Here is a 17,445-nt window from a genome sequence, read left to right on the forward strand (position 1 = left end):
CTTTCTATCACACCACTATAGAAGCGGTGATCTACTGAAATGTTGTTATTAAGAATTATAGCAGTGAAACGCCATATATTGCAATGTTAGGAATTAGTATTAGCAAACGCTTCTTCGATTGCACGTGCCAAAATCGCGACTGATCGATTTAACTCTTCTTCTGTATTATCCACACCACCTATTTCAACTAAGATGGATTGCTTCGACAAATCTTGATTATAAATTCCATTTACACCTGCACCCTTTTTAGCAATGACACCACGCGAGATACCAGGTACAAGGTCTGCCATTTTTTTAGACAACTTCTCAGCGTACGCTTCATTTGCCTGGTAACTTGGATTTTTTGTTCCAATGACAATGGCCATGCGTGCATAAGAAGTGCCATTATATGTGATAGTCGATAAATTTCTTTTTGCAGAATCTCTATGAATATCCAAGATTAAATCATAATCTTTTTTTTCAATTTGCTTTTTAACATACGGACGTACTGCATCATACGCCTGGTAAAATTTCATTTGTTTTTGACTCATCACTTTCTGAGTATCAACATCCAAAAGGTCCAATTGAATATTATTTTGTTTAAAATGATTGGTGAACAATTTTCCTAGGGATTGGATATTCTCGGTATTATGATACGCAGTTACTGCCTGTTGATGTTTTCGAAGTATAGGCGCATAAGCTTCATGGGAATGTGTAAAATATACCAATGCATCAAAAGAAGCTTTTGATTTTTTGTCCGATACTTTTGTAGCTAACCCCTTTTTAGCAGCATAAGCAACTTTTGTTTCTTGTACAGGGGACTCAATGACTGGCTTTCCATTTGGCTTTTGTTCAGCCAACACCGGGATCTTAGCTGCAATAATAGGTAGTGAAAAGAAGATTGCTAAGAATAATAAACTAAATTTCCATCGTTGTTTGCGTCTTCGCATTCTATATCCCTCCTCCTGTCAGCTTATGAAGGAGGAGAGAGAGATAGAACCGTTATGCATTACTAATCCATCGCGTACAAACACTCGATAGCATGTTGATATAAGCAGAGAGCCAATCATCAATATTTTTTGGCGTCACAAAAAGCCGTTGCTGGCCTGTTAGAACCTCTTGGAATAGCTGAAGTCGCTCTTCTTTGTCCCACTTCACCCAATCACCAAAGATAGGCATCAGTGCCTCTGTTTGTATCTTCGTATCTTCGTTTGGCGTATAGGCAGAAACAGATAAAGCTTTGGACGGCGACTTCCCTTCTGATATCTGTGCGGAGATATATTTGAACATGGTTTCAATTGCATCTGTTATCAATACAGGACCATCCACCACCGTTGGTAATCCAATTGCTGTGACAGGACATCCCATTGTTTCGAGCGAAATCTCTTTACGGGCATTCCCTACTCCCGCCCCAGGCTGAATGCCTGTGTTTGTAATTTGAACTGTTTTACAGAGTCGTTCGCTCGAATTAGTCGCGAGAGCATCAATTGCAATGATTAAGGATGGCTTAATTCGATCCGCCAACGCTTTGACAAACTCACTCGTTTCATATCCTGTTTGCGCTGTTACGCCTGGCGCATAAATCATACATCTATCTTGAATTAGTTCATCCTGGTTTTGGAGCTGTTCAATCGTCATTGGACCCACGGCATCTGGTGTAATCGTGCGATTGCCTAACCCTATTATCAATACTTTTTCAAGCGACTCTTTTTTATGAAGTTTTTGCAGTGTTCTAATGATTGACTCTTCGAACATCTCAAGACCTTCTTGGTCATAAGGGTCTAGCGTAGGTACAGATAAAGTAACATACGTGCCCTCTTTTTTACCGATATGTTCTTCTCCTTTTTGGGACACAATAACTTCTGTGACCTTTACAATATTTTCCCAAGTTTCTTTTATATCAATTCCATTAGATTCCCTTAGTGTCTCTCGCTCTTCCTCTGTCTTATGATTGATAAAGGCTGTTGTTTCATCGACTAAATCAACAGTTGACCATTTAAAATTTTCCATTCTATCACCTCTTCGTTAGTTTGACCATTGTGTCAAGTAAATATTCTTTGCGATTGTCTCTTGATTTTTATAGTAGGCATTTGCTATAATGATGCTTGTTGTATAGACACATACAGTTGAGAATTTACTCATCTCGATCCTTTTTAGGAGGTGAATTTGAAATGCCAAATATTAAATCTGCAATCAAACGCGTAAAAGTTAACACTAAAGCTAACGCACAAAACGCACAAGCTAAATCAGCAATGCGTACTGCTGTGAAAAAAGCTGACGCTGCACTAACTGCTAAAGAAGAAAACGCAAACGAACTATTAACTCTTGCTGTTAAATCTTTAGACAAAGCAGCTTCAAAAGGCTTGATCCACAAAAATGCAGCTTCTCGTCAAAAAGCTCGTTTAATGAAAAAAGCTTAATCCTTGATGGGATTCAAAAAGGCTAGAGAGAAATCTCTAGCCTTTTTTTATTGCATAACTTTTGAACATGTAAAAAGAACCGTTCGACTACGAACGGTTCCTTTATTTAATGCTAGAATTAACTTAACTTTCCTTTTTTACAACTTCAACTCTATCTTTCCCCATCAATAGTACAACAATGACAGAAATGGCAATAGGAATTAAAGCCATAGAAAATGTGAAAGTAACAGAGTCCGACAAAGCATGGACTATTTTATCAAGTATAAAACTAGGAATCTTTGCGCGTTCACTGGCTTCAAAAAGTTGCCTCGAATTATCTGTATCCGGTATATAGTTGCCATTCCCCATTCCCTTAAAGGCATCAGTCAATTTTTGTGAAAACCCACTACTTTGTATAGCACCAAAAATGGTAATACCAAGTGTCATGCCAAACGAACGCAAGAAAGAGTTAGTTGAGTTAGCTGTCCCTCTAAAATTCGGTTCAAGGTTATGGATAGAAGCTGTCGGCAGAAGAGAGAACGAAAAGCCAACGCCAAATCCCACTAAAATCATATAAACGGTCAAAAGTAGCCTTGCTGTATCAGGCGTCAATGTACTAAGAAGATACATACCTGCAAAATAGGATATAACAGAAATTATCATTAATCTTTGGAAGCTTGTTTTAGTAAGGAAAATACCACCCATCGCACTGCCTAATACTGACCCAAGCATCATGGGCATTAATATTAACCCTGCATTTGTTGCCGACCCGCCATAAACAGCTTGAACAAAAATCGGAATAAAAATCGTCAAAATAATAAACGTACCGCCATAAAAAAAAGCTAATATTTGTGAAGCAGCAAATAGACGTCTTCGGAAAAGCCAAAATGGTAATATTGGCTCTTTTGCTTTTATCTCGAATATAATAAATGCTATAAAAAAAATTATAAATCCACTAAACAAACTGACAATTTCAATGGATAACCAATCAAACTTCTTGCCGCCTAGCTCTAATCCAAACATTAAACAGATGATTGCTGCTACGAGAGTAATTGCCCCACCCCAATCAATTTTTTGATTTTCGAGTGCTGAGGATTCTTTATAGTAGCGAAGGATGATAAATAATGAAATAATGCCGATGGGCACATTCACATAAAACACCCAATGCCAGCTGATATACTCTGTGATGTATGCGCCTAATAACGGACCGAGCACACTAGATGCACCAAATACTGCACCCAACAATCCTGTTATTTTCCCTCGCTTCTCAGGTGGATATATATCAAACACGATCGTAAAGGCAATTGGCATTAAAGCGCCACCGCCTATACCTTGGATCGCGCGGTAAATGCTTAGTTGTGTCATTGACTGTGCAATTCCACAGAGTGCTGACCCAATTAAAAAAACGACTAATCCAAATATAAAAAATCGCTTACGTCCAAACATATCCGATAATTTTCCGAAAATCGGCATCCCGGCCATAACAGCCACCATATAAGCGGATGTTACCCAGATAAACATGTCAAAGTCCCCTAAATCAGACACAATCGTTCCCATTGCAGTTGCCACGATAGTATTGTCCATGGCGGACATCAAAATCCCTAGCAACAATCCCGCAACAACAAACCGGATATTACTCTCTTTTGTAATCATGTATTCACTCCCCCTTCTCTAATTCACAGTATATAGTAAAAAGGATTGTGGTATCGCTATAATATTCGTTTTTATAATAGAAAAAAGCTAGCTCAAGTAAGCTAGCTTTCCTTCTATAATGGTTTCATTAAAAAGAGTTCTAGGAATCTCTCTCGTCTACCGCTGACCGACTTTAACTTGAGGTCGACTTCACTCAGTCCATACAATGCTTTCAATAAAGCTTCTTCCGATATATTGCGTCTGTCTTCTACTATACGTTTGATCCGATAAGGATTGACCTTTAACTGCTTGGCGATTTGTCCTGAATGATAACCTTTCTTCAATAAATAATAGACATTAGACATCAACCTAATTTGTGAAGCTAAAAGCGCGACAAGCATAATGGGTTCTTGCTTTTGCCGTATTAAATCGTGATAAATAGAGAGCGCTTCAGAAACATCATGGCGGATATAAGCATTCAACATTTTAAATGCATCCTGTTCCAATGTCTTTGAAACGAGTTCCTCCACTAAAGAAGCTGTGATAGTTGTTTCTTCACCAAGATATAAGCAAATTTTATCAACTTCTGATTTCAGATGAAGCATATCCAAGCCAACGAGTTCAATTAGTTTAGCTGTTGCTTCATCTTCAATTAACTTGCCAAACCCGGCTACCTCATGTTGCACCCAAACAGCCAAATCTTGCTCTTTCGGGGTTTCAGCTAACAAATATACCGCATGCTCTTTCATTTGCTTTGTTACCTTTTTTCGTTCATCTAACTTTTCATACGGTGCAATAAAAATTGTCACAGATGTGTCCGATGGAAATTCTAACCACCTAGCAAGCCGTGTCAAATCATGTTGGATTTTTTCTTTTGTTTTATCCGTTGTCTTTAAAAACGAAGCATTCTTTGCAATAATCAACTTCTTGCTAGAGAAAAAAGGAATCGTATCTGATTCATCAATTACTAGATCTACTGGCTTCTCATCCAAATCTATTGTAACTGATTCAACCTCTCCTTCTTCTTCTAACTTATCTTTGATTCTGCGTATCGTTTCGTCTATATAATAAGATTCGAGGCCCGCTAAAAGATAAACAGACGCCAATTTACCTTTTTGAATATCAGCCCATAATTTTGAAAACATAATGATACTCCCCCTACTACTGCTCCTTTAAGTATACATGGGTTTTGGTGGATATGCACTGTCTTCGCTAAGGATATGGATAGTGGATTTCGCTAATTGTTATTTCTTATACTAAAAATATTCTTTACAAAGTCTTCTTTATACTTAGTATAATCATTGATATTTAACCCTGTAGCTGTATTATTAATATATTCTTGTTTCAGCTTCATATAGCGATGTTTAACTGCTTCATTCGCATTTAAATAATCCCTAAAGAAAAGGAGATTATGCCAAAGATCTTTTTGATAATCAACCAAATGTACAAAGTGGGTTTTTTCTTGATAAGTATCATCCGTAAACTTAGCCAACACCTTTTCTTCAGGCCGTTCTACTTTCAACCTTAAAAAACCAACTTTTAAAAAGTCTCTCAGCAATGATTCATCTACTTTTTTTAGATTGTCTACTCCTACTAAAATATCAATGATCGGCTTGGCAGGCATATCTTTAATTGCAGTACTGCCGATATGCTCGATACGCTCTGCAGCTAGACCTGTATGTTCTTCTATAGCTTTCCGTGTTTGCTGGAACTCTTCATTCCATTCAAGCGAATAATCTACCAACTTTACTTCATCCCGCTTCAATCCTAACTTCATGAAATGCCTCCTAATAATTTGTTTAAGTTTAAATTTAGTTGATATATTACTAATTTAAGCCCTATTTTAAATCTATTGCAGAGAATGCCATTTTCCGCATTCAATCTAGATTTTTCACAGCCGTTACCGTATAATTAAATCGAACTAGGAGGGATAGTAATGAATCCATTTGAACAAGAGGTACAAAGCAAAAGAAATGACGCGATCGATTCAGGCGTTGGATTCGGCGTATCATTCGCATTCTTCGCAATCATGTTCATCATCGCAACAGTTATTGAGTATGTGAATTTATAAGTCTTTATTCCGAAAAAAGCTTTGTCATTTGGACAAAGCTTTTTTCTTTTCAAGAAACTCTGCCGTTGTATGGATTTGCCATGAGTCTTCTTTCACTGACAACTCGATTGATCCTGATTCCGCTGTGTTTAAAGTAGTATAACCTAATCTTTGATAACGATCGACCACTTCCTGGCTCGGATGACGATACCGATTATTTAAGCCTGTAGAGAATATGGTAAGCAAAGGCTTTGTTATATTCAAAAAAGGCTCCGAGCTTGACGTTTTACTTCCATGATGGCCAGCTTTTAATATCGTTAGTCCCGCTATATCCGCTACGCTATTTCCGATGAGCTGCCTCTCCCCCAACTCTTCTAAATCACCGGTAAAAACGCTTTTAAATTTGCCAAACTTTAGCAGCAGGACAAGAGAATCATTATTACCCTCATAATTAGTATCCGTAGGTGAAATATATTTGAATTCAGTACGGTGTTCTGCCCAGCTATAACCTGCCATTCTTTCTTTTAGAGGAATTCTTTTTTCCTTGACGAGCTTAAGTACCTCTCCCATCACTGCCTTCTCCCAAGAGTTTGGACTTATGTGTATTTCTTTCACACGCAATTCCTCAATTACTTCTTCCGCACTTTCAACATGGTCTGCATCTGCGTGCGTTAAAATCATTGCATCCACTGAGCGTATCCCTCGACCTTTTAAATATGGGACCACCACCCTCCTACCTACTTCATACTTATTCTTAGGTTCCTTCCATTTTTCCTGGCCAAAACGAAGTAAACCGCCTGTATCAATTACATATACTTTTTTGCGATATGGTAGTTCAATCACTGCGCTATCCCCTTGGCCAACGTTTAGATAAGTAATGCGTAAATCTCGGTGCAAGCTTGATGCAAAATGAATGACCAAAATCGGGAATAAAATACATGCAACTGCTCGGACAAAATATTTTTTCTCTATATAAACAAATGCAGTTAATACACCTATCATTGCTAAGGCACAAAGAAGAATGTCCGGCCTGCCCGACACCCACATTTGATAGGGTATTTCCTTGCAAAACAAAATCCCTGAGGTTAACCATGTTCTCAGTGGTTCATATACTGCAAAAATTAGATTAGAAAGCGGTAAAGATATACCTGTTAATACAAGCATAATGAGATTAATTGGCAAAATCACAAACGAAAATAGGGGCACGAACACAAGATTAGCCACGAATGAAGAAAGGCTCAGCTCGAAAAAGTGGTAAATCAATAAAGGGTAGACTAATAGCTGACAGACAAATGTCATATAAAATGATTGGAGCAATACATGATTTGAAGATTGTAAAATCCTACTTGAATAAATTAGCGCAGCTGTCGCCAAATATGACAATTGAAACCCCACTTGAAATATCATAGCTGGCTGATAGGTAAGAAGCAAAATGAAACTTATAGAAAGTGCATCATCTACCGTTAATAATGATTTGCTTGCTCGACTAATCATCATTATTTCTACCACAGTCACAGATCGCCATACCGAAGGGGCCCCACCAGCTAGACAAGCATACATCGGAAGAACAATCATGATAGCCAGTGTTGCATGTTCTTTGCGGACATGGCACCTCAGCATTATCTCAAAAAGCAATAGCGTGATAAGGGCAACATGCAACCCAGAAATAGCGAATAAGTGTGTGATGCCCAGTTTTTGATAAGCACGACTGAGATCTTCATCCACATTCCCTTGGTCACCAATAATGAGTGCCTCTGCTTCAGCTGCTAAACGTTTAGGGAATGTCCTTTCTATATGCTTTTTAACTTTTAATCGTTGCTGTGCCAAAACGGAAGAAATACTTTTCTTTTTTCCGATATATTCAGCTTGTTCAATTTCATAAATGCCTATAGCACCTTGACTCTTCAGGTACTCATCCATTGAAAAAGCATATTGATGCGCAGGCATATTAGCTGGCGTAAGTTTTCCTTTAACACGGAACATAGCACCACTTAAAGAAATATTTTCGTATTCTTCTTTCTCTTCTTTGTTTGAAAACGTCATGACCGTATAAATTTTGGCACCACTGTCCGTTATAGAAAAACCACGCAATTTAGCGCCACTGATTGTATAGGAACCAGTCCATGTAATCACCGCATGCTCTGGAATATGTTCTTTTAAATCTTCATTTCGATTCTTTGTATAAAAAAAGGCAGAAAAAGAAAAAACGGCGATAATGGCAAGAAGCCATGTTTTTTCTTTTTTCCACCATAGAAAACAGCTATACGGAACGAATAGCCAAAGAAGAAAGCTATCTTTAAATGCTGCGAGAACAGCAAGCATAATAGCTAGAGCTATATATATTAATTTATGTCTAAAAGAGAATGGCCAAATAATTCTTCCACCTTCTGTTCATAAGGGGCCAATTCTTCAGGCGTTGCACCATGTTCACGCAATTTAGTAAGCATGTCCATATAGAGCATCATTTTTTCATCACTTAAAAAGTCTATTTTTCTCTCATCAAAAGGTACATGTACGACATTCACTTTCGCTTGCGCCAACAATTCGATGGCGTACGGGTTATTCTTGTAGTCTGTTGCATAGTATAAGTTTTGGATGCCTGCTTGTATGATAGATTTGGTACATGGCAAACAAGGAAAATGCGTCACATAGAGATCTGCTCCTTTTGTCGGCGTTCCATATTTCGCACATTGCAACAAAGCATTAACCTCAGCATGCACTGTTCTAACGCAATGATTGTCCACTACATAGCACCCATTATCGATGCAATGGTCATCTCCGGAAATCGAACCATTATAACCTCCAGCAATAATTCGTTTCTCACGGACTATTGTAGCCCCTACTGATAATCTTGTGCATGTACTTCTAAGTGCAAGCAAATGGCTTTGCGCCATGAAAAATTGGTTCCACGTGATTCGCTCCATATTATTGCCTCCTGTAATTATTACTTATTATATTCAGTGTAATTTTAAGAGACATCTTTTTCAACAGGCAAACGGGCTATTTAATTGACTGTTATTTGATCTTGTAGCGATTCAAATGTTTTGTCACCAATTCCCGTTACATTTTTTAAATCTTCAATTGTTTGAAAAGATCCATTTTCTGTCCGATAGGCAAGGATAGCTTGGGCTTTTGCAGGACCAATACCATTTAAGGTTTGCAAAACTGATTCATCTGCAGTATTGAGATTTACTAAATTTGAAGTACTTTGGCTACCACCGCTTGGACTGCTAGTATTGATAGACGGCTGGACTGCGGTTTTGTCGTTTGATGCAATGGCCAGCACTTCTTCTACCTCTTCGCCTGTTTGGGGCACGTAAATAACCATCTCATCCTGCAACTTTTGTGCATGATTGATTTGCTTAGATTGTGCATTCTTAGCATATCCTCCAGCCAGCTGAATAGCATCTATAACGCGACTATCACCATCCAGCTTGTAGACCCCTGGATTTTTGACCGCTCCTTTGACATCTACCATTATGGATGTAGATGCTACGATTTCAGGTTTTTCAATCGATGTGCTATTTGATTTGCCATTTGCATGATCAGCAGTATTTGGTTCGTTTAATTCGTTTGTTTTTTCAGCACGGGAAAATAAGTCGTCCTGTGGGGGTGTGGACGATTGTTTGGAAAAGTATATAAAAGTAAAGAAAAAAATAACGATGGCTATGGGGATGCCAAATTTTTTGCCATTTTTCTTCAAAAAAGAAGGAATTAGTCCGCACATCCTTTCTTTTTCAGAAGGCAATATACGAAGCTAATTCCAGTATATAGGATATTCATTTTTTTGAAAAGACTATTTTACAGCCCGGAAGAAAATTCTTTCAGAAAATTCTACAGGCTCTTTTTCAGCAAAATCAGCTGTGATAAAGATATCCTGAAAGCCGGCTTCTTTGAGCATATTTTTATACATTTCAACATCAAATGTACGCTGTGTATGAAATTCTTCAAATCTTTCATAATACCCATTTTCTAGTTGGGAATAGAAAACAATATCATGATGGACAGAATGAGTTTCTTCACCTTTTTCAGTCATCCACAAATAGCTGACTTCTCCGTCATCATAAGTGAAAGGAGAGTCCATAAAAAGTTCATCCATTTTGTAAATTGAATGCACATCAAAAAACAGCTGTCCGCCGCTTTTCAATGATTCATATATACGCTTAAGTGTTTCTCTTACCGCATCTTCTTCTAGAACATAGTTGATAGAATCTATCGGAATCGTAATGACATCGAGATGATTGAAACCCTCAAGCTCATCCATGGACATGCAATAGAGAGGAATATCAAGGCCTGCTTCTGCAAAGTTTTGAGAAGCTACCATTAGCATATCTTCAGAAAGATCGATGCCGCTAACTTTATAGCCAAGAGCCGCAAATTTTGCGGCCATTGTCCCTGTACCGCAGCCAATATCCAAGAGATTGGGATAAGAGGCAGGCGATGCATGTGAAGTGACCCAATTGACATATTCATCATATGGAACGTCTGTCATTAAGCCATCATATATTTGTGCGAATCGTGAGTAGCTACTCATTCTGGATCCACTGCTACAAATTTTTCAGGCGCGTCTCCCCATAGACGTTCTAAGTTATAGTAAGCGCGTTCGTCCTTGTGGAAAACATGACATACTACTTCACCTAGATCTACTAAAATCCATCGAGCCGAATCAAAACCTTCAAGCCTTTTTACTTCATAGCCTGCTTTATGAGCAACATCTGCGATTTCACGAGCAATTGCTTGAGTTTGGCGATCGGAGTTACCATGGCAAATTAAGAAGTAATCCGCCAAAAGTGAAATCCCCTCCATATTTAACGCAACTATATCTTCTGCTCTTTTGTCATCACAAGCTTTAAAAGCAATTTCTAATAAATTATTTGCCATATATTTGTTTTCCTTCTTTCCTTTGACTTTACGCCAAAACATATACTTATGTTACGCAAGTTTAGTCTATATTAACCGTTGATTTAAGTAAGAGGTTGCTGAAAAGTTCTTATATATTACTTCTTCTTTTTTGCAATATATCATTGTAGCACTGGAAAGAATCTGGGAACACAGGTTGACCCTTGCTGATAAGAAACCCAATTGAGTGCGTAATACATTTACTCATTAGTTCATCTAAAGGTAGCTCTTGTGCAGCTTTCCTCAACTCTTCAACCCCTGAAAATTGACGGTTCGGTTCAATCATATCAGCGATATAAATGATTTTTTCTAAATCACTCATGTTAGCGCGCCCTGTTGTGTGGTAGCGAATCGCATTGAGCAAATCTTCATCTTCTACATGGAATTCTCTTTGTGCAACATAAGCACCTACAGGACCATGCCATAATTCATGGTGGTATTCAAGGAGTAATGGATTCATGTTCTCGCCTTTAATAACTTCCTTCATCCAAACACGGTCCGCATATTTGCATGAGTCGTGCAGAATTCCCGCTGTTTCCGCTTTTTTTGTATCTAAATTGAAGCGCGTTGCTAATTCGATTGCTGTGTCTGCAACGCCAATGGTGTGGATATAACGACGCTCAGGCATACGGTCTTTCATTGCAGCTAATAATTCATTTCGTCCCATATAAACCTTCCTTTCGTATATACTCCTCCACCGCAGGCGGCACTATAAATGTAACTGGTTTCCCTGCATGTAATCGCTCGCGAATCATTGTTGAAGATAAATCGACCATCGGCGCCTCAATCTTTTGCACAGGCAACGACGTGCTACCAACTGAACCAGGGCGGTGTACACCAACAAAATGGACTAGCTTTGTCAATTCCTCAATATGATACCATTCATCCAACATATCTATCATATCTCCGCCAATGATAAAATAAAACTCTACTTCTGGCTCTAATGCTGTTAAGGCTCTTAACGTATCATAAGAGTAAGATACGCCGCCATGCTTGATTTCATACGGTTCTACCGTAAAATGTGGAACCATCTCTGCAGCGAGTTCTGTCATATGAAATCGCTGTTCTGCTGTTGCATCTTCTGGTTTAACTTTATGCGGTGGTATTGCATTTGGCATGAGGCGCACTTCATCTAAATTAAGCGCATAATACGCTTCATTAGCCATGATTAAATGCGCAATATGCGGCGGATTAAAAGTGCCGCCGAGAAGCCCTACTTTTTTCATGGAATCAAATCCTTATTTTGCTTTTGGCAATTCGATTTTGCGATGTTCACGTTTTGATGCTTGTTTATATAAAACAACTGTAAGACCAATCAATTGAACAAGTTCTGCATTTGTGCCTGAAGCTAATTGTTTTGCCACATCATGCTTATCTTCTTCACAGTTGTCTAAAATACGTACTTTTAATAATTCACGCACTTCTAATGCTTGCTTAATTTGTACAAGCATTGCTTCATTAACACCGCCTTTGCCCACTTGAAAAATCGGCTGTAATGAATGTGCTTCTGCACGTAAAAATCTTTTTTGTTTACCTGTTAACATAAAATCAATTTCCTCCTATTTGCCGAAGCAAAAGTTCTTCTACATCTTTCGCATTCGGGTACGAGCCCATCCAGTAACTGTAACTAAGTGCACCCTGATGGATAAACATACCTAGCCCTGTCACAATGGTGGCTCCTGATCGCTTTGCTTCTTTTAAAAATGGCGTCATCATTGGATTATACACAATATCTGCTACAATTGCAGTCTTAGACAGGCGTTTGAGCCCAATGGGCATTGAAAATTCACTTTTATTTAAACCTGCAGCCGTCGTTTGGATAATAATATCATATCGATCCAAATCCTCTGATGCTCTCTCTAAGGTAAGCGCCTTAGCCTCTATATCCAAATCATCACAAATAGCCTGTGCCTTGCTGATTGTACGATTGGCAATATTAATTTGCCTATATCCAGTTTGCTTTAAAGCAAACGCAATGCCCCGAGCGGCCCCGCCCGCTCCAATTAGCAAGACAGACTTATGGCGATGGTCTATGCCAACTGCTTCTTCTAAAGAACGTACAAAGCCAAGCCCGTCCGTATTATAACCTTTATACCGACCATCCTGCATCCTTACGACTGTATTAACCGCACCCATCTGTGCAGCTGTGTCATCAATCTCATCAAGGAATGGAAGAATGGATTCTTTATATGGTATGGTCACATTCCAGCCGCTGCAGCCAAGTAGTTTTAATGAAGTCACGGCTGCTTCTAAATTTTCTGGCAATACATGAACCGGGATATAGCTTGCATTTTTGCCCTCTTTTTCAATCCACGTACTATGCATTAAAGGTGACATAGAATGCTCAATGGGATTTCCTATAACGGCATACCATTTCTTCATCTTAGTTCCTCCCTATATCAATGACGGGCGAACTTGCACTTCGACTCCTTCTGGTGCATATGCCGCAATTACGACATTTGGATCTTGTATTGTAATCCAGCCAAGCCCAGAAAAAACAATATCAGTTTTCGCTTCTTTAATTGAAAATTCATGGCGTACCAATTTCGGAAGTGCATCCATATGTTGTTTTGTAGGCGGTGATAGCAGCTCGCCTTTATGGTTTTCGTAAAGTTCATCTGCATTTTCGAGCTTAGTACGATGAATCATCAGTTCATTAGCAATATGCACTGTAAAGGCTGCTCTCTCGCCTTTAATAAAATCAAATCGCGCAAGCGCGCCGATAAATAGAGTTTGCGCCGGATTTAATTGAAATACCTTTGGTTTAATTTCTTTTTTGGGCATAATATATTTAAGCTCTGATGGATCTAAGTAATGCGCCATTTGATGATGATTGATTATACCCGGCGTGTCATAAATAGCTTGTCCATCTTCTAATGGGATTTCAATCATGTCTAGCGTAGTGCCAGGGAAATAAGAAGTAGTGATGATATCCCCTGCTCCTGTTGCTCTTTTAATAATGCGGTTAATGAATGTAGATTTCCCTACATTTGTACACCCAACAACGAAAACATCTTGTCCATTACGATAATTCTCTATTGCTTCTATCGCTTCATCCATACCGCTGCCTTTGTGCGCACTGACAAGCAAGACATCGATTGGTTTTAGCCCAAGCGCTTTTGCTTCTCTTTTCAGCCAATTAATCACTTTTTGTTTTTTCACTGATTTTGGTAACAAGTCCGCTTTATTTGCGATGAGGAGTACCGGATTATTGCCGACAAAACGATGTAATCCAGGTAACCAGCTCCCATTAAAATCAAATATATCTACAATTTTTACGATTAAGCCTTTTTGAGTACCAAGGCCGTTTAAGATGCGCAAAAAGTCGTCATCTGTCAAAGAAACAGGCTGAAGCTCATTGTAATTCTTGAGACGGAAACAGCGCTGGCATATGATTTCTTCTTTCTCTAACGTTGCTGCAGGAGCATATCCTGGTGCATTTTTATCTTCAGTTTGGATGGTAGTACCACAGCCAATACATTGTGGCATGTCTTTCATTCTTTTTCCTCCCACGTTTTAATTCCTTTTTTGCTTAAATATTTAAAAACACGGCGTTCGATGAAACGATTGAATCGTGTAACAAAACCGTCCGATTGTGCGACAGGCTTTACTAAAATCGTATATAACCTACTACGGTTTGCTCCCATCATATCTGTGAGCATTTGGTCTCCCAGCATCAGCACTTCTTCAGGTCTCATATCAAGTAATGCAAGAGCACGTTTAAAACCCTTGCCAAGCGGTTTTTGCGCTTGGAAAATATATGGAATCCCGACCGGATCTGCAAATTTTTTGACGCGTGCCTCTTTATTATTCGACAGAATGACAACCTGTATTCCAGCATCCTTCATCTGCTGAAACCAGGCAATTAAGTCCTCTGTAGCATCTGCACGATCCCATTCGATTAATGTGTTGTCTAGATCTGTAATAATCCCTCGAATGCCTTTTTCTTTCAGCTTTTCCGGCGTAATATCAAACACCGAAAGTGCAAATTCGTGTGGCATAATCAATTTGTACATTTTTTCCTCCAATAAATCTATTCTCCTGCATTTACAGGCTGTTCCCCTAACAAATATATATGCTCAAGAAGCTAAGAAGGGGTGAACTCCTGTAAAAGCCCAATGGTTTATCTACGCTCTACAAATTATAGCATATGTGCAAATGCTTGACCCACTTGGATCTTTTGTCCGGGAACAGTTTGTTCTAAAAATTCTGCGCTATTGGGTTCAAAAAGCATCACAACGGTTGACCCAAAACTGAAGAATCCTACTTCTTCTCCTTTTTTCCACTCTGTTGTTGTATTCGTCAAATGAATGGAATTCACGAACATGGCACCAACTTTAATGAACGCGCAAGTGGCACCGTTTGCTGTTTGTAGCTCTGTGATTTGTCGGTAGTTTTTTGAAATCGGCTGATCCCCATAAGTCAATCCTAAAGAATTAACGGGATAAGATTTTCTTCCAAGTGTAAATTGTTTTATCACTTCACCATCAATCGGACTATGAAGCCTATGATAATCCGCCGGACTAAGGTAAAACACAATGTATTTTCCATTGATATACTTTACAATATTTTCTTCTTTGCCTAGTAGATCAACAAGGTTGTACTTTTTTTCCTTCACCAAAAATATACTGTTTTCTACAATATCGCCGCAGGATTCAATTTTTCCATCAACTGGGCTTGTATACAATTCAGCTCCTTCTGCAATCGGCCGAGCACCCTGTTTTAATTTCCGAGTGAAAAAGTCATGTAGATTGTGGTATGTGTTATTTTCTGTTTCTTGCGTATCAATTCCATATAATCGTATATAGGAAGAAATTATTCTTTTGCTAAAGCGAGAACCAGCTACTCCTCGCAGTATCGTAGACGACCACCTGCCGTTTGTTAATTCTACAAGTGACCGGTAATATTTTTCACGTAACATTGACAACCCTCATTTTAAAAAAGTTTTACACTCCCAATTAAAAGAAGTATAATATTGTAATACTGAACATAAAGGAATGATGTCCATTGTTTTTAATTGAAGTAGTGGATACCACAATTAAAAAAATGAAAGCACACTTAGCTAATACTATCACACTAGGGAATATCTCATTCGGCGGCGCCTCTATTATGGCAACCATCCATGAGTCCTTTAATTATGCTGTATTGTTTATTTTCATAGCTGCCTTTTTGGATCGTTACGATGGCAAAGTGGCACGGAAATTCAATCAAGAATCAGAGCTAGGAAAACAATTGGACTCCATGAGTGATATTATATCATTTGGTGTGGCTCCAGCGATATTAATGTATGAAATGACACTTGTCCATTTTGGCACGATCGGTATGATTGTCGCTGTATTATATATTGCATGCGGTGCATTTAGGCTGGCTCGTTTCAATATTACAGAATCCAATGGCTATTTCAGCGGTCTGCCAATTACCGCATCTGGTGCTATCTTAACGTTAACATTTTTCTTCATACCGGTATTATCCCCAGTTTTTTATATGTTTTTATTCCCACTTCTATCAGTTCTTATGATTAGCACGTTTACATTAAAGAAGGTTTAATTTGGCGAATAAGTATGACCTGCATTTGCAGGTCATTTTTTTGTTGTAAAATGACTTCTCTTGTCATATGATGTGTTACTCACATGTAAGGAAGGATGACGACAATTAGCTCCCTTTTAACAGCCATCATGCAACTGTGGGTCGATCTCCCCGTCTTACTTGGCTATTTAAAAGGCCAATCGTTTCCGCAACCCTTTTCAAAAGAGGAAGAAGCCGAGTGTCTCGAACGGTATATGAATGGCGATGAATCTGCAAAACTTGAACTCATTGAAAGAAATATGAGGCTTGTTGCGCATGTCGTCAAAAAATTCCATCCGAAACACGAACAGCTTGATGACTATATTTCCATTGGGACGATTGGGTTAATGAAAGCGGTAGCAAGCTTTACGCCGCAGAAAAAGACGAGGCTTGCTACATATGCAGCTCGTTGTATAGAAAATGAAATACTAATGCATTTAAGAAGCCAGAAAAAAGTTCAAAAAGACGTGTCTTTACACGAAACCATCGGCTCTGACAAAGATGGTAACCCGCTAGAAATTGCAGATTTTTTGCAAAGCGATGAACCTTCCACCGAACAACAGATTGAAAGGTGTGAAGAAGAGCAGCTTTTATATGAGCATCTAGATTTATTAGATGACCGTGAATTAAGCATTATTCAACAGCGCTATGGACTCGGCCAGCAAGAACCCAAAACCCAGAAGGAAATTGCAAAAGACATGAATATATCCAGAAGCTATGTTAGCCGCATTGAAAAACGTGCACTAGTCAAACTGTACCAGCATTTAAAAAAGAAAAATCATCGAAATTTCGAGCAATAAAAAAGAACTGCCATATATATGGCAGTTCTTTTCTATCTTTAAAATTCATTCATTCGGAAACTTCTGATACCATTATAAGGCTTAATACTGCTGTAATTGCCATAGCCGCCGCCATAATAAA

General features: G+C 38.6%; 21 protein-coding genes. 4 read left to right on the forward strand and 17 right to left on the reverse strand.

Annotated features, from left to right (window positions below; all coding sequences use genetic code 11):
* Nucleotides 1-86: 86 nt before the first annotated feature.
* Both spoIIP and gpr read right to left on the reverse strand, forming a co-directional pair.
* Nucleotides 87-929 (reverse strand): stage II sporulation protein P, encoded by an 843-nt coding sequence (gene spoIIP, locus RCJ93_RS05290; protein WP_446738567.1) that lies wholly within the window; start codon nucleotides 927-929, stop codon nucleotides 87-89.
* A 52-nt stretch (nucleotides 930-981) separates the two neighbouring features.
* Nucleotides 982-1,989, reverse strand: coding sequence for a GPR endopeptidase (gene gpr / locus RCJ93_RS05295; RefSeq protein WP_446738568.1), 1,008 nt, complete (start codon nucleotides 1,987-1,989; stop codon nucleotides 982-984).
* 161 nt (nucleotides 1,990-2,150) lie between these two features.
* Between gpr and rpsT the strand changes: the two genes are divergently transcribed.
* Nucleotides 2,151-2,399 (forward strand): 30S ribosomal protein S20, encoded by a 249-nt coding sequence (gene rpsT, locus RCJ93_RS05300; protein ID WP_066786268.1) that lies wholly within the window; start codon nucleotides 2,151-2,153, stop codon nucleotides 2,397-2,399.
* A gap of 123 nt (nucleotides 2,400-2,522) precedes the next feature.
* Here rpsT and RCJ93_RS05305 read toward each other — a convergent pair whose 3' ends face one another.
* The 3 genes from RCJ93_RS05305 to RCJ93_RS05315 form a co-directional block, all read right to left on the reverse strand.
* A complete protein-coding gene (locus RCJ93_RS05305; protein ID WP_446738569.1) occupies nucleotides 2,523-4,031 on the reverse strand; it encodes an MDR family MFS transporter in 1,509 nt (502 codons plus the stop codon).
* A 113-nt stretch (nucleotides 4,032-4,144) separates the two neighbouring features.
* Nucleotides 4,145-5,155, reverse strand: coding sequence for a DNA polymerase III subunit delta (gene holA, locus RCJ93_RS05310; protein WP_446738570.1), 1,011 nt, complete (start codon nucleotides 5,153-5,155; stop codon nucleotides 4,145-4,147).
* A 92-nt stretch (nucleotides 5,156-5,247) separates the two neighbouring features.
* Entirely contained in the window at nucleotides 5,248-5,787 is a 540-nt protein-coding gene (locus RCJ93_RS05315) for a GrpB family protein (protein ID WP_446738571.1), read from the reverse strand.
* Nucleotides 5,788-5,946: 159 nt separating this feature from the next.
* Between RCJ93_RS05315 and RCJ93_RS05320 the strand changes: the two genes are divergently transcribed.
* Complete coding sequence (locus tag RCJ93_RS05320; protein WP_084246865.1) at nucleotides 5,947-6,081, forward strand: YqzM family protein; 135 nt, start codon at nucleotides 5,947-5,949, stop codon at nucleotides 6,079-6,081.
* A 24-nt stretch (nucleotides 6,082-6,105) separates the two neighbouring features.
* On the opposite strand, the gene RCJ93_RS05325 is transcribed toward RCJ93_RS05320, so the two are convergent.
* The 12 genes from RCJ93_RS05325 to RCJ93_RS05380 all read right to left on the reverse strand — a co-directional run bounded on the left by RCJ93_RS05325 (nucleotide 6,106) and on the right by RCJ93_RS05380 (nucleotide 15,880).
* The gene (locus RCJ93_RS05325; RefSeq protein WP_446738572.1) at nucleotides 6,106-8,382 is read right to left on the reverse strand and encodes a DNA internalization-related competence protein ComEC/Rec2; all 2,277 of its coding nucleotides are present in this window, start codon (nucleotides 8,380-8,382) and stop codon (nucleotides 6,106-6,108) included.
* Nucleotides 8,383-8,402: 20 nt separating this feature from the next.
* Nucleotides 8,403-8,984, reverse strand: coding sequence for a ComE operon protein 2 (locus tag RCJ93_RS05330; protein WP_066786247.1), 582 nt, complete (start codon nucleotides 8,982-8,984; stop codon nucleotides 8,403-8,405).
* An 80-nt stretch (nucleotides 8,985-9,064) separates the two neighbouring features.
* Nucleotides 9,065-9,808, reverse strand: a complete 744-nt coding sequence (locus RCJ93_RS05335; RefSeq protein WP_446738573.1) for a helix-hairpin-helix domain-containing protein — start codon at nucleotides 9,806-9,808, stop codon at nucleotides 9,065-9,067.
* 48 nt (nucleotides 9,809-9,856) lie between these two features.
* Entirely contained in the window at nucleotides 9,857-10,594 is a 738-nt protein-coding gene (locus RCJ93_RS05340) for a class I SAM-dependent DNA methyltransferase (RefSeq protein ID WP_446738574.1), read from the reverse strand.
* Nucleotides 10,591-10,941: a ribosome silencing factor gene (gene rsfS, locus RCJ93_RS05345; RefSeq protein WP_066786237.1), complete on the reverse strand. Its 351-nt coding sequence runs from the start codon at nucleotides 10,939-10,941 to the stop codon at nucleotides 10,591-10,593. Before rsfS ends, RCJ93_RS05340 begins: the two co-directional genes overlap by 4 nt.
* Nucleotides 10,942-11,050: 109 nt before the next feature.
* A complete protein-coding gene (gene yqeK, locus RCJ93_RS05350) occupies nucleotides 11,051-11,626 on the reverse strand; it encodes a bis(5'-nucleosyl)-tetraphosphatase (symmetrical) YqeK (RefSeq protein WP_066786235.1) in 576 nt (191 codons plus the stop codon).
* Nucleotides 11,613-12,185: a nicotinate-nucleotide adenylyltransferase gene (locus RCJ93_RS05355; RefSeq protein WP_147193871.1), complete on the reverse strand. Its 573-nt coding sequence runs from the start codon at nucleotides 12,183-12,185 to the stop codon at nucleotides 11,613-11,615. Before RCJ93_RS05355 ends, yqeK begins: the two co-directional genes overlap by 14 nt.
* Nucleotides 12,186-12,197: 12 nt before the next feature.
* Entirely contained in the window at nucleotides 12,198-12,503 is a 306-nt protein-coding gene (yhbY, locus tag RCJ93_RS05360; RefSeq protein WP_150284020.1) for a ribosome assembly RNA-binding protein YhbY, read from the reverse strand.
* Between the two features lie 4 nt (nucleotides 12,504-12,507).
* On the reverse strand, nucleotides 12,508-13,341 hold the full coding sequence (gene aroE / locus RCJ93_RS05365) for a shikimate dehydrogenase (RefSeq protein WP_446738575.1): 834 nt from the start codon (nucleotides 13,339-13,341) through the stop codon (nucleotides 12,508-12,510).
* A 12-nt stretch (nucleotides 13,342-13,353) separates the two neighbouring features.
* The gene (yqeH, locus tag RCJ93_RS05370; protein WP_446738576.1) at nucleotides 13,354-14,457 is read right to left on the reverse strand and encodes a ribosome biogenesis GTPase YqeH; all 1,104 of its coding nucleotides are present in this window, start codon (nucleotides 14,455-14,457) and stop codon (nucleotides 13,354-13,356) included.
* Nucleotides 14,454-14,975: a YqeG family HAD IIIA-type phosphatase gene (locus RCJ93_RS05375; RefSeq protein WP_147193879.1), complete on the reverse strand. Its 522-nt coding sequence runs from the start codon at nucleotides 14,973-14,975 to the stop codon at nucleotides 14,454-14,456. The genes yqeH and RCJ93_RS05375 overlap by 4 nt, the downstream gene beginning before the upstream one ends.
* Before the next feature lie 125 nt (nucleotides 14,976-15,100).
* Entirely contained in the window at nucleotides 15,101-15,880 is a 780-nt protein-coding gene (locus RCJ93_RS05380; protein WP_446738577.1) for a phosphatidylserine decarboxylase, read from the reverse strand.
* 86 nt (nucleotides 15,881-15,966) lie between these two features.
* On the opposite strand from RCJ93_RS05380, the gene pssA reads away from it, so the two are divergent.
* Together pssA and sigK are read left to right on the forward strand one after the other, a co-directional pair.
* Nucleotides 15,967-16,506 (forward strand): CDP-diacylglycerol--serine O-phosphatidyltransferase, encoded by a 540-nt coding sequence (pssA, locus tag RCJ93_RS05385; protein ID WP_066786218.1) that lies wholly within the window; start codon nucleotides 15,967-15,969, stop codon nucleotides 16,504-16,506.
* A gap of 104 nt (nucleotides 16,507-16,610) precedes the next feature.
* Entirely contained in the window at nucleotides 16,611-17,324 is a 714-nt protein-coding gene (gene sigK / locus RCJ93_RS05390; RefSeq protein ID WP_066791851.1) for an RNA polymerase sporulation sigma factor SigK, read from the forward strand.
* Nucleotides 17,325-17,445 lie beyond the last annotated feature (121 nt).

This window comes from Rummeliibacillus sp. BSL5, from assembly GCF_052928305.1.